Source organism: Pseudomonas sp. TAE6080 (genome assembly GCF_018732265.1).
Lineage (GTDB): Bacteria > Pseudomonadota > Gammaproteobacteria > Pseudomonadales > Pseudomonadaceae > Aquipseudomonas > Aquipseudomonas brenneri.
The window spans coordinates 1-12,670 of record NZ_JAHIDY010000043.1 but is presented as its reverse complement, the minus strand read 5'-3'; the positions used below and the strand labels follow the sequence as shown (position 1 = coordinate 12,670).

The following is a 12,670-nucleotide window of genomic DNA, read 5'->3' as shown; positions in this document are numbered from 1 at the left end:
AGATTTTATGCGTCGCGCCCTGCTCTTCGCTTTTGCTCTGCTTGCCCTGCCTACCGTGCACGCGGCAGATCTTCAGCCTTTCTCCGCCAGCTACACCGCCGACTGGAAGCAGTTGCCCATGAGCGGCCAGGCCTCCCGCAGCCTGGAAAGCACCGGCAACGGCGTCTGGAAGCTCAGTTTCAAGGCTTCGATGATGATCGCCAGCCTGACGGAAGAAAGCACCCTGACCCTGGACAAGGACACCCTGCTGCCCCAGTCCTACCACTTTGAACGCGGTGGCCTGGGCAAGGCCAAGAAGGCCGACCTGGACTTCGACTGGACCGCCAAGATGGTCACCGGCACTGATCGCGGCGACGCGGTCAAGATCCCGCTGAACCGTGGCATGGTCGATAAATCCACTTACCAGTTGGCCCTGCAACATGATGTGGCCGCTGGCAAGAAAACCATGAGCTACCAGGTGGTGGATGACGGCGAAGTCGAGACCTATGACTTCCGCGTACTGGGTACCGAGAAAGTCGATACCAAGGCCGGCAAGATCGACGCCATCAAGGTTGAGCGCGTGCGCGACCCGACGCAAAGCAAGCGCACCACCGTGATGTGGTTTGCCAAGGATTGGGACTACTTGCTGGTTCGCCTGCAACAAGTCGAAACCGACGGCAAGGAATACAACATCATGCTGTTGGACGGTACGGTCAATGGCAAGGTTGTGAAAGGCAGCTGATTGTTGGCTGATTGAAAGAGCCTCGCTGAACGCGGGGCTTTTTTTCGCCTGGCGTTTGTAGTGAAGCGATAGCGGTGGGCTGCCCGGCACAAGGCCAAAGCCTTACTCAAACATGAAACTTTTGTCATAAAACCCAGCCCCCTGCGACGTGATGTCGCGGTTTACGCGGCCTGGAGCATTGTTGCGTTTACTGCAATGAATTGTTGCACGCAAAGTCAGTTTACTTAGCAAGCTAACAAAATATATAACAAAGGCCTGCGACGCCTTGCCGCAGATCAACCAGAGACTGGAGCAAGCAGATGACTGTAAAAGTAACTGAACGCGACGATGCCCATATGTCCCATGAAGCCCTGGCCCACGGGATTCACATCTGGGATGTGCACCAACAAGACCTGCTGGTCGGCATGTTTCACAACGAGTGCGATGCTCATAATTATAAAAACGAGCTCGAAACCCTTGAGATGAGACGCCAGGCATCCAGCTCCTGAAGCGCTGAAATCCCATGGCCGCCCGGCCCACGCAGCCGCAGCGGCTATAAACACAAACCCCGCCTTTTGAGCGGGGTTTGTTGTTTTTAAAGCCTTACCACATCAGATCATCAGGGATCTGGTAGGCGGCGTATGGATCGTCCTCATCCGGCACTTGGGCCTCAGTGAGGATGTTGAGCTGGACGATACGCTCAGGCGCACGCTCCTGGATTTTCAGCGCTGCTTCGCGCGGGATCACTTCGTAACTACCGCCGTGATGGACAATCGCCAACGAGCCGTTACTCAGCTTGTTGCGCATCAAGGTATTGACCGACAGGCGTTTGACCTTCTTGTCATCGACGAAGTTGTAGTAGTCCTCGGTGGTCAACTTGGGCAGGCGCGAGGTCTCGATCAATTGCTTGACCTGCGCGGCACGGGCCTTGGCCTCGGCCTTTTCCTGCTGTTGACGGTTGAGTTCCTGGTCACGCTTGACCTTCTCGGCCTGCGCTTCCTGGGCCAGGCGTGCCTGGGTGTCGTCAGCCTCGGCCTGCCCCTTGTGGACCAGGCGCTGTTGTTTCTGCTTCTCTTTGCCGACCTGCTTGGCCTGCTTCTGGTTGACCAGACCTGCTTTAAGCAACTGGTCGCGAAGGGAAATGCTCATGGTGCTTACTCACTTAGGCAGCTATTCAACCGCAGCTGGACACATTCTTTTCCTGACGTTTGGCTTCGCCCCACAGGGCGTCCAACTCTTCGAGGGTGCAATCTTCCATGGGACGGTGGGTGTCGCGCAATGCCTGTTCGATAAATCGGAATCGCCTTTCGAATTTGGCATTGGCACCGCGCAGGGCAGTTTCCGGGTCGACCTTGAGGTGCCGGGCCAGGTTGACTGCGGCAAACAGCAGGTCACCGACTTCATCGGCAATGGCTGCCGGGTCGTTATCGGCCATGGCTTCGAGTACTTCATCGAGCTCTTCACGCACGTTATCCACCACCGGCAATGCCGCTGGCCAGTCGAAGCCGACCTGGCTGGCGCGCTTTTGCAATTTGGTGGCACGGGACAGGGACGGCAAGGCACTGGGCACGTCATCGAGTAGGGACAGTTGCTCGGGGGCGTCAGACTTTTCTGCGCGCTCCTCTGCCTTGATGGCTTCCCAGCGCTCCTTGACCTGCTCTTCGCTCAGCTTCGGGATATCCAGCGGCGCATACAGGTCGCCGCTAGGAAACACATGGGGATGCCGGCGAATCAGCTTGCGAGTGATGCTGTCGACAACCCCGGCGAATTCGAAGCGCCCTTCTTCCCGGGCCAGTTGGCTGTAATACACCACCTGGAACAACAGGTCGCCCAACTCGCCTTGCAGATGATCAAAATCCCCGCGCTCAATGGCATCGGCGACTTCGTAGGCTTCTTCCAGGGTGTGGGGCACGATGCTGGCGTAGGTTTGCTTGATGTCCCACGGGCAACCGTATTGCGGGTCGCGCAGGCGGTTCATCAGGTGTAGCAGGTCTTCAAGTGAATACATCGGTCAATCTCTGTCCGCTGAAATGGTCATGCCACCGATCAATGTGGGAGCCGGGCTTGCCCGCGATGCAAGCGCCTCGGTGTGCCTGGCAGACCGAGTCGATGCGATCGCAGGCAAGCCAGCTCCCACACAAGCCGGCTCCAACAAGGGATCAGGTCATGGCGTGCGGTTGCGCCGCGTCTCGATGATGTTCGGCAACTGGGAGATACGCCCCAGCAGCCGCCCCAACGCGTCCAGCCCCGGAATCTCGATGGTCAGGGACATCAACGCCGTGTTGTCCTCCTTGTTCGAGCGGGTATTGACCGCCAGCACGTTGATCCGCTCGTTGAGCAGCACTTGCGAGACGTCGCGTAGCAACCCCGAACGGTCGTAGGCGCGGATAATGATGTCCACCGGATAGGTGAGTACCGGCACCGGCCCCCAACTGACCTGGATGATCCGTTCCGGCTCGCGCCCGCCCAACTGCAGCACCGAGGCGCAGTCCTGGCGGTGAATGCTCACCCCACGGCCCTGGGTGATGTAGCCGACGATGGCATCGCCCGGCAACGGCTGGCAGCAGCCGGCCATCTGGGTCATCAGGTTGCCCACACCCTGGATCTGGATATCGCCGCGCTTGCCCGGCTTGTAGCCGGTGGCCTTGCGTGGGATCAGCTCCAGTTGCTCGCTGCCACGCTCCGGCTCCACCAGTTGCTGGGCCAGGTTGACCAATTGCGCCAGGCGCAAATCGCCAGCACCGAGGGCGGCGAACATGTCTTCGGCAATCTTCATGTTGGCCTTTTCGGCCAACTTGTCGAAATCCACCTGGGGCAGGCCCAGGCGACCCAGTTCGCGTTCGAGCAGGGTCTTGCCGGCGGCGACGTTCTGGTCCCGCGCCTGCAGCTTGAACCAGTGGACAATCTTTGCCCGCGCCCGCGACGTGGTGATGTAGCCCAGGTTCGGGTTCAGCCAGTCGCGGCTCGGCGTACCGTGCTTGCTGGTGATGATCTCGACCTGTTCACCGGTCTGCAGGCTGTAGTTGAGCGGCACGATGCGCCCGTTGATCTTGGCGCCACGGCAGTTGTGGCCGATCTCGGTGTGTACGCGGTAGGCAAAATCCAGCGGCGTCGCGCCCTTGGGCAAGTCGATGGCGTGGCCGTCGGGGGTGAAGATGTAGACCCGGTCGGGCTCGATATCCACCCGCAACTGTTCGGCCAGGCCGCCGATATCGCCCAGTTCTTCGTGCCACTCCAGCACTTGGCGCAGCCAGGAGATTTTCTCTTCGTACTGGTTGGAACCCGACTTGACGTCGGTGCCCTTGTAGCGCCAATGCGCGCACACGCCCAGTTCCGCTTCTTCGTGCATGGCGTGGGTGCGGATCTGCACTTCCAGCACTTTGCCCTCGGGGCCGATCACCGCAGTGTGCAGCGAGCGGTAGCCGTTCTCCTTGGGGTTGGCGATGTAGTCGTCGAACTCTTTGGGGATGTGCCGCCACAGCGTATGGACGATACCCAGCGCGGTGTAGCAGTCGCGCATTTCCGGCACCAGCACGCGTACGGCGCGTACGTCGTAGATCTGGCTGAAGGCCAGGCCCTTGCGCTGCATTTTGCGCCAGATCGAATAGATGTGCTTGGCCCGGCCGCTGATATCGGCTTCGACGCCGGTAGCCTGCAACTCCGAGCGCAACTGGCCCATCACATCACTGATGAAACGCTCACGGTCCAGCCGCCGCTCATGCAGCAGGGTCGCGATCTGTTTGTATTGATCAGGCTCCAGGTAGCGGAAGGACAAGTCCTCCAGCTCCCACTTGATATGACCGATCCCCAGGCGGTGAGCCAGGGGCGCGTAGATGTCGAAGACCTCACGGGCGACGCGGTTGCGCTTTTCGTCATCGGCGGTTTTCACCGCACGGATCGCGCAGGTGCGTTCGGCCAGCTTGATCAGCGCGACGCGTACGTCGTCGACCATCGCCACCAGCATCTTGCGCAGGTTTTCCACCTGGCCCTGGGTGCCCAGCACCATCGACTGGCGCGGGCTGAGGCTGGCGCTGATCGCCGCCATGCGCAGCACGCCATCGATCAGCTTGGCCACCACCGCGCCGAAACGCTGGCTGACCAGCGGCAACGCAATGTGCCCTTCGCGCACGCCGCGATAGAGCACCGCGGCGATCAGCGAATCCTGGTCCAGCTTGAGGTCGGCGAGGATCTCGGCGATTTCAAGCCCGGTACGAAAACTCGATGTTCCTTCGGCCCACAGGTTCTTGGCCGCATTGTCTTGCTGTTCTGCCTCGCGAGCGAACTCGCAGGCGGCTTTCAAGGCTTCACGGTCCAGTGCCGGATCGACACTGACGGCATGATCCAGCCATGCCTCGAGATTGATACTGCCGTCGGTGTTGATCGGCTGGTGTGCTCTCACCTGTACCATCTTGCTTACCTTCCCTACGACGCGCCTTGAGCGCGTCAAAATCGCTGACCCTTGTAACGCGAACTCCCTGGCAGGTCACAGGCCCTGGAGAACGCAGGCCAGTCGGACTAAGCGAGCATCCTAGCTCGCTTCAAATAACGCCATCGCCTCGACATGCGCCGTTTGCGGAAACATATCGAGGATCCCGGCACGTTTTAGCCGGTAGCCTTGCTTGACCAACTCGACAGTGTCCCGCGCCAGCGTGGCTGGATTGCAGGACACATACACCAGGCGATCAGCCCCCAGAGTGGCGAGCTTGCGCACAACCTCCAGGGCACCATCGCGGGGTGGGTCCAAGAGTACCGCAGAAAAGCCTGCTTTGGCCCATTCGGCATCAGCCAGCGGCTGGGACAAATCGGCCTGAAAAAACTGCACATTATGCAAATTATTGCTGACGGCATTCGCGGCCGCGCGGTCCACCATGGCCTGCACGCCTTCTACCGCCACCACTTCACGCACTTTGCCAGCAAGGGGCAAGGCAAAGTTGCCCAGGCCACAGAACAGGTCCAGAACCCGTTCGTCGGGTTGCGGTGCCAGCCAGTCCAGCGCCTGGGCCACCATCGCCTCGTTGACCCCGGCATTGACCTGCACAAAATCCCCCGGCCGGTAAGCCAGCTCCAGGCCCCACTGCTCCAGATGATAGCCCAGCGCCTGCCCAGTCTCGAACGGCTGCGGCTCGCCTTCACCGTGCAGCCACAACTGCGCGTGATGGAATGCACAGAACTCTTGCAGCACCACCAGGTCAGCGTCCGACAGTGGCGCCATGTGCCGCAGCAACACGGCGATGGACGAGCCACTGAACAGCTCCACATGCCCCAGGGCCTGAGGTTTGCTCAGGCGCCGCAACATGTTGGGCAGACGCTGCATGATCGGTTGCAAGGCCTGTACCAGCACCGGGCAATCATCAATGGCAACGATGTCCTGGCTGGCCACGGCGCGAAAGCCCACGTCCAGGCGCTTGGCCTTGACGTCATAGCGCACGGCCACGCGGGCCCGGCGGCGGTAGCCGAACTCGGGCCCGCTCAACGGCGCCGCCCATTCCTGGGGCTCGACCCCGGCAACACGGGACAATTGCTCGGCGAGCATGCGCTGTTTCAGGGCAAGCTGTTCGTCATGGGGCAAGTGTTGCAGGCTGCAACCGCCACAACGACCGGCCTGGGCACACGGTGCCGGACGGCGCAGTTCGCTGGCCTTGAATACCCGCTCGGTACGGGCCTCGACCACTTTGCCATGAGCCCCCAGCACCCGCGCCTCGACCTCTTCGCCGGCCAGTGCACCCACTACAAACCAGGTGCGGCCCTCGAAAAACACGATCCCCCGGCCATCGTTGGCCAGGCGCTCGATGGTCAGGCGCTGTTTTTTACCGACCGGGATTTGTGGCGCCCGATTACCGCCCGTTGGCTGGAAACGCAGGCCTCGCTCTTGCTTGGCCATCAGTTGGGCGCGTCGAAAATGCCGGTCGACAGGTAGCGGTCGCCTCGGTCACAGATGATCGCGACGATCACCGCGTTTTCCAGTTCTGCGGACAAGCGCAACATGCCGGCCACTGCCCCCCCGGAGGACACGCCGCAGAAGATGCCTTCTTCACGGGCCAGGCGACGGGTGGTGTCTTCGGCTTCACGCTGGGCCATGTCGATGATGCGGTCGACGCGGGCGGCGTTGTAGATCTTTGGCAGATACTCTTCGGGCCAGCGGCGAATCCCCGGGATCGCCGCGCCTTCCATTGGTTGCAGGCCCACGATCTGGATCGCCGGGTTCTGCTCCTTGAGGTAGCGCGAGTTGCCCATGATGGTGCCGGTGGTGCCCATGGAGCTGACGAAATGGGTGATGGTGCCCTGGGTCTGGCGCCAGATTTCCGGGCCGGTGCTGGTGTAGTGCGCCTCGGGGTTGTCACCGTTGGCGAACTGGTCCAGGACCTGGCCACGGCCTTCGGCGGCCATGCGCTCGGCGAGATCGCGCGCACCTTCCATGCCCTCTTCCGGGGTGACCAGCAGCAGTTCGGCACCATAGGCGGTCATCGCCGCCTTGCGCTCGGCGCTGCCGTTGTCGGGCATGATCAGGATCATCTTGTAGCCCTTGATCGCCGCGGCCATGGCCAGGGCAATCCCGGTATTACCGGAGGTGGCTTCGATCAGGGTGTCGCCGGGCTTGATCTGCCCACGCAACTCGGCGCGGGTGATCATCGACAACGCCGGGCGGTCCTTGACCGAACCTGCCGGGTTATTACCCTCAAGCTTGAGCAACAAGGTATTGCTGGTGTTACCCGCCATGCGCTGCAAGCGGACCAGAGGGGTGTTGCCGACGCAATCGGCGATGGTTGGGTACTGCAAGGTCATGGCGTATTCGCAATCCAGACTGCGGGGGCGCCTATCATACCGGCAAACGCTGGCAGGCCATATCACGCAATTCGCGGTGCTTATAGCTGCAAGTTATAAGCTACAAGCTGCAAGCTTGGCGCTAACAGCTTGCAGCTTGTCGCTGTCTTCAGACCGTATCGACCTTCAATGAATGGTCATTCAACATCCCATTGATGATCGTCGCCGTATCCGCACCGCTCGCAATCAAGCCTCCGGCCCCCGGCGTCACGCCGTATTGGGTCGCCAGGTTGACGCCGGCCAGGTCGATGGTCTGGGTCGGCGTGGCACCTGCAACGGCGCTGATATCAATGGTGGTCGTACCACCCAGCACCTTGAAGTGCAGGTAGTCATCCAGGGACGCCGTCGTCGCGTTCTCTCCTTGCAACAGTTGTGACAAGTCCAGTTTGTCGGTGCCCACGGCAAAGTCGGTGATGACGTCGTGCCCACTACCGCCTGCCAGGTATTGGAAGGTATCGGCACCCGCGCCGCCGGTCAGGGTGTTGTTGCCCGGACCACCAATCAGGATGTCATCACCGCCCTCGCCCTTGAGGGTGTCATTGCCCAGTCCGCCCGAGATCAGGTTGTTGTTGCCGTTGCCGGTGAGGAAGTCGTTGAAGTTGGAGCCGATCAGGTTCTCCAGGGCCGTCAATGTATCGGTCCCGGCCCCACCTGTAACTTGCCCCCCTGCCAAGCCAAGGTTGACGGTCACCCCTGACGTGGCATTGGCGTAACTCAGCGTATCGATGCCTGCTCCGCCATCGAGCAGGTCGTTGCCGATGCCGCTGAACAACAGGTCATTGCCGTTGCCGCCGTGCATCTCGTTGTTGCCGTTGCCAGCGCTCAGTACATCGTTGCCATCGCCGCCATTGAGGATATTGTTGCCGGGGCCGGCCATGATGATGTCATCCCCGCTGGTACCGGTGAGGGTGGTGCCGGCCTGGTAGGTGATGTCTACGGCGGCGCTGTCACTGCCGCCGTGGTTATCACTGACCGAATAGTTACCGTGGTAGTCCGGCGTGTAGTCCTGGGCGCCGGCATAGTTGATGGTCATGTCCAACTCGTAGTTTTCTGTGCCATTGGCGTTGCCGCCTGATGGATTGGTGGTGTTGGCAATGTGAATCTCATAGGTAGCGTTCGCTAACGCAGTCAGCGTCGTGCCATCCGCGAGGGGGAGCTCGCCGCCCCCATTGATCGAATAGGTCATGAGGACGTTACCGAACGGCCGATTGTGATCCAGGTTAAGGGTTTCCCCCGCCTTGAGGCTGACCGTTATGCGATCGTCGGCCGTACTGCCGCTGACATTGCCGAGACTGCCAGTGATCACAAGGACTGCGGTCATGGCCCCGATATCGGCAAACGAGGTGCGTACATCCGCCAGGGTTGTACCGCTGAGCGTTCTGGCTCCCGTCCCGGTAAAAGCCGCGCCCTTGGCCACCCAACCGGTTGGAAAACTGGTTGGGATAGCCGTCAGGTTGTCATGGTTGGCATCGCTGTCATTGGCCAGCAGCAACTGCGCAGGTACCACGATATTGCTCGACAGGATATTGGTGATCACATGGTCATCACCGGCCACCGGCGCCGCGTTCGGGTTGACCTTGACCACCAGGCTGGAAGTCGCGAGATCGCCGTCGTTATCACTGATGGTGACCCCGAAGTTCTCGGTAATCAGCGCGTCCGTCAGCTTCGGCGGCGTGTAGCGGAACTCGCCGTTGTCCATGTCTACCACCAGCGTGCCACCCTGGCTGGTGGTGATGCTGATGCTGTTGCTCACCGTATCGAACGTGCCCTGGCCACCCGGCAGGTTGGCGCTCATCGAACCTCCTGCCGCCGGGTTGTAGGTGTAGGTAATGCCGTCCACCGTAAGGGACTTGATAAAACCACCATCGGCGCCAAACGTCCCGTCTGTCATCAGGCTGCCCGTCACCGGAGCGCCTTGTATCGTGCCGGCCAGCACCGCGTCCAGGCCCGCCAGGTTGGCCACTACCACCGCGTTGGTGTTGGTGTGGGTGCTGCCATCGTAGGCCACCGGGTCCAGGTAAATGCTGTTGACCCCTGCCCCCAGGCCAATGGCATAGGCCTTGATGCCGTTGGCGTCGAGGAATGCCCTCCATACCCCTTCTTCGGTGACATCAATACCATCGCCGTATTCCGGGTTGACCGCGTTGCCGGGGTTGTTCGGGTTATTGGTGTTGGACGTGGTGGGGTTACCGTCCGAGAAGAAATACGCCACGTTCTGCGCGCCGTCCAGCTTGCCGGCGGTGCCATAGGCGGTCTGCGCGGTGCCCAGGGCCGAATCGTAGTTGGTGCCGTTGAAGGCCGTAAGGTTGTTGACCAGGGTCTTGGCCGTGGCAACGCTGACCCACTGGCTGCTCAACTGTTGCGAGCTGTCGTTGAAGGTCACGATCTGCACCTTCACATCGCCCATCTCGTCATAACGGTTGAGCAACTCGGTGATGGACGCCTTGGCCAGGTCCAGCCGCGTACCACCGGCCCCCGATGCATCGTTCATGCTGCCGGAGATATCGATGATCAGCAGCAGGTTGGAGTCCACCTCGGTCGCCGTGACCATGCGTTCACTGGACACGGCACTGGGCACGTCGTCGATGATAGTGATATCGATCACACCCGTTGCGGTGCTGGTGTCATTGTCGCTGGCCGTGACGGTGACCTGCTCGACGAGGCTGTTGGTTCCGGCCCCCGTGGCATGGGCCTCGTTGTCGAGCAAGGTGTAGCGATAGCTGACCACCCCCGTGGTGGCGTTGTAGCCCGTCACGGTAAAGGTGTTGCCCAGACCTGTGGCCTCAGATTGCGGGAAGGTTGCGGTGACACCGTTGGTGACCACACTGATGCCGCCCACTGTCAGGTTTTTCAAGCCATCCAGGGCAGTGACCGTGAAGGTGCCGGTCTGGGTCAGTGCGGGGCTGTTCGGGCTGGTGCCGTCGAACAGGTTTTTTTCGTAGACGGTCAACTCGCCGCCGTTCAATTGAAGACCGGTGAGTACAACAGGGTCGTTGTTGTTATGTACCTGCAAGACCAGGTTGGCGGGGCTGGTATCACCGTCGCTATCGTTGAGTTGATAGGTGAAGGTTTCAGTCCCGTTGCCTCCGCCGTTCAGGGCCAGGAATTGCGTATCGGTTTTGTCCAGGGTGTAGGTGTAGCTGCCATCAGCCAGCAAGTTCAGGGTGCCGTAGGTGCCGACGATGGTTGCGGGTGTAACAGGGCCGGTAGGGATGCGGTCGGCGCCTTGCACATCGTTGCCGAGTACGCTGCCGGTCAGGATTAGCTGGCTTTCAGAGGCCACTTGGCCGTTGGTGTCGTCGTTGGCCTTGGGCACATCGTCAACCACGTTGACATCCAGCAAGCCGGTGGCGCTGCTGTTGTTGCTGTCCGTGGCAGTGACCGTGAACGACTCGCTGATGCTGTTGGCATTGGCACCGGTTGGGTGGCTATCGGTGCCATTCAGGGTGTAGCTGTAGCTGATCACGCCAGTGATGGCGTCGTAGTTGGTGATGGTCAGCGTATTACCAAAACCGGTGGGTTCGGATTGCGGGAAAGTCGAAACCGCACCATTCGTGACGATGCTGATACCGCCCACGGTAAGGTTTTTCAAACCATCCAACGCCGTCACAGTGAATGTCCCGGATTGGGTCAACGCCGAGCCATCATTGGCACTGCCCAGCGGTAGGTTTTTCTCGTAGACGGTGACTTCGCCGCCATTCACTTCAAGGCCGGTCAACACCACCGGATCGTCGTTGTTATGCACCTGCAAGACGAGATTGGCCGGGCTGGTATCACCGTCGGCGTCCGTCAACGTATAGGTGAAGGTTTCAGTCCCGTTGCCACCACCGTTCAGGGCCAGGAATTGCGTATCGGTCTTGTCCAGGGTGTAGGTGTAGCTGCCATCAGCCAGCAAGTTCAGGGTGCCGTAGGTGCCGACGATGGTTGCGGGTGTCACCGGACCTGTAGGAATGCGGTCGGCGCCCTGCACATCGTTGCCCAGCACGCTACCGGTCAGGATCAGTTGGCTCTCAGAGGCCACTTGCGCATTACTGTCATCGGCCGCCGTCGGAACATCGTCGACCACGTTGACATCCAGCGAGCCAGTGGCGCTGCTGTTGTTGCTGTCGGTCGCGGTTACCGTGAACGATTCGCTGATGCTGTTGGCATTGGCGCCGGTTGGGTGGGTATCGGTGCCGTTCAGGGTGTAGCTGTAGCTGATCACGCCGGTGGTGGCGTTGTAGTTGGTAATGGTCAGGGTGTTGCCAAAACCGGTGGGTTGCGATTGCGGGAACGTCGCGGCGATGCCATTGCTGACAACGCTGATACCGCCCACGGTAAGGTTCTTCAGGCCGTCCAGCGCCGTCACGGTGAAGGTCCCGGATTGGGTCAACGCAGAACTATCATTGGCGCTGCCCAGCGGCAGGTTCTTCTCGTAGACGGTGACTTCGCCGCCTGTGACATTGAGACCGGTCAACACCACCGGATCGTCGTTGTTATGCACCTGCAAGACGAGATTGGCAGGGCTGGTATCACCGTCGGCGTCCGTCAACGTATAGGTGAAGGTTTCAGTCCCGTTGCCACCACCGTTCAGGGCCAGGAATTGCGTATCGGTCTTGTCCAGGGTGTAGGTGTAGCTGCCATCAGCCAGCAAATTCAAGGTGCCGTAAGTGCCGACGATGGTCGCGGGTGTAACAGGGCCAGTAGGAATGCGGTCGGCGCCTTGCACATCGTTGCCGAGTACGCTGCCGGTCAGGATTAGCTGGCTTTCAGAGGCCACTTGTTCATTGCTGTCATCGGCCGCCGTCGGAACATCGTCCACCACGTTAACGTCCAGCGAACCGGTTGCGCTGCTGTTGTTGCTGTCGGTCGCGGTTACCGTGAACGACTCGCTGATGCTGTTGGCATTGGCACCGGTTGGGTGGCTGTCGGTGCCGTTCAGGGTGTAGCTGTAGCTGATCACGCCGGTAGTGGCGTTGTAGTTGGTGATGGTCAGGGTGTTGCCGAAGCCCGTAGGTTCGGATTGCGGGAAGGTCGAAACCGCACCATTCGTGACGATGCTGATACCGCCCACAGTGAGGTTTTTCAAACCATCCAACGCCGTCACAGTGAATGTCCCGGATTGGGTCAACGCCGAGCCATCATTGGCGCTGCCCAACGGCAGGTTTT

At 60.5% G+C, this 12,670-nt stretch carries 8 protein-coding genes; 2 read left to right on the top strand and 6 right to left on the bottom strand.

What is annotated here, in order from left to right:
- Positions 1-7 precede the first annotated feature (7 nt).
- Together KL786_RS24475 and KL786_RS24470 are read left to right on the top strand one after the other, a co-directional pair.
- Entirely contained in the window at positions 8-721 is a 714-nt protein-coding gene (locus KL786_RS24475) for a DUF3108 domain-containing protein (RefSeq protein WP_032857033.1), read from the top strand.
- Positions 722-1,020: 299 nt separating this feature from the next.
- Positions 1,021-1,209: a hypothetical protein gene (locus tag KL786_RS24470; RefSeq protein ID WP_032857031.1), complete on the top strand. Its 189-nt coding sequence runs from the start codon at positions 1,021-1,023 to the stop codon at positions 1,207-1,209.
- 94 nt (positions 1,210-1,303) lie between these two features.
- On the opposite strand, the gene KL786_RS24465 is transcribed toward KL786_RS24470, so the two are convergent.
- From KL786_RS24465 to KL786_RS24440, 6 genes are all read right to left on the bottom strand, one after another.
- Entirely contained in the window at positions 1,304-1,849 is a 546-nt protein-coding gene (locus KL786_RS24465; RefSeq protein WP_032857030.1) for a DUF2058 domain-containing protein, read from the bottom strand.
- A 25-nt stretch (positions 1,850-1,874) separates the two neighbouring features.
- Positions 1,875-2,708, bottom strand: a complete 834-nt coding sequence (gene mazG, locus KL786_RS24460; protein WP_215519263.1) for a nucleoside triphosphate pyrophosphohydrolase — start codon at positions 2,706-2,708, stop codon at positions 1,875-1,877.
- Between the two features lie 156 nt (positions 2,709-2,864).
- On the bottom strand, positions 2,865-5,108 hold the full coding sequence (gene relA / locus KL786_RS24455) for a GTP diphosphokinase (RefSeq protein ID WP_032857027.1): 2,244 nt from the start codon (positions 5,106-5,108) through the stop codon (positions 2,865-2,867).
- A 120-nt stretch (positions 5,109-5,228) separates the two neighbouring features.
- Complete coding sequence (rlmD, locus tag KL786_RS24450) at positions 5,229-6,581, bottom strand: 23S rRNA (uracil(1939)-C(5))-methyltransferase RlmD (RefSeq protein WP_215519262.1); 1,353 nt, start codon at positions 6,579-6,581, stop codon at positions 5,229-5,231.
- Positions 6,581-7,483 (bottom strand): cysteine synthase CysM, encoded by a 903-nt coding sequence (gene cysM / locus KL786_RS24445; protein WP_032857024.1) that lies wholly within the window; start codon positions 7,481-7,483, stop codon positions 6,581-6,583. Before cysM ends, rlmD begins: the two co-directional genes overlap by 1 nt.
- Before the next feature lie 148 nt (positions 7,484-7,631).
- On the bottom strand, positions 7,632-12,670 hold a 5,039-nt coding region (locus KL786_RS24440; protein ID WP_215519261.1), incomplete at its 5' end, for a beta strand repeat-containing protein.

Coding starts and splice junctions, on each gene's coding strand:
- cysM (WP_032857024.1), bottom strand. CDS start 7,483: ATGACCTTGCAGTACCCAACCATCGCCGATTGCGTCGGCAACACCCCT.
- KL786_RS24465 (WP_032857030.1), bottom strand. CDS start 1,849: ATGAGCATTTCCCTTCGCGACCAGTTGCTTAAAGCAGGTCTGGTCAAC.
- KL786_RS24470 (WP_032857031.1), top strand. CDS start 1,021: ATGACTGTAAAAGTAACTGAACGCGACGATGCCCATATGTCCCATGAA.
- relA (WP_032857027.1), bottom strand. CDS start 5,108: ATGGTACAGGTGAGAGCACACCAGCCGATCAACACCGACGGCAGTATC.
- KL786_RS24475 (WP_032857033.1), top strand. CDS start 8: ATGCGTCGCGCCCTGCTCTTCGCTTTTGCTCTGCTTGCCCTGCCTACC.
- mazG (WP_215519263.1), bottom strand. CDS start 2,708: ATGTATTCACTTGAAGACCTGCTACACCTGATGAACCGCCTGCGCGAC.
- rlmD (WP_215519262.1), bottom strand. CDS start 6,581: ATGGCCAAGCAAGAGCGAGGCCTGCGTTTCCAGCCAACGGGCGGTAAT.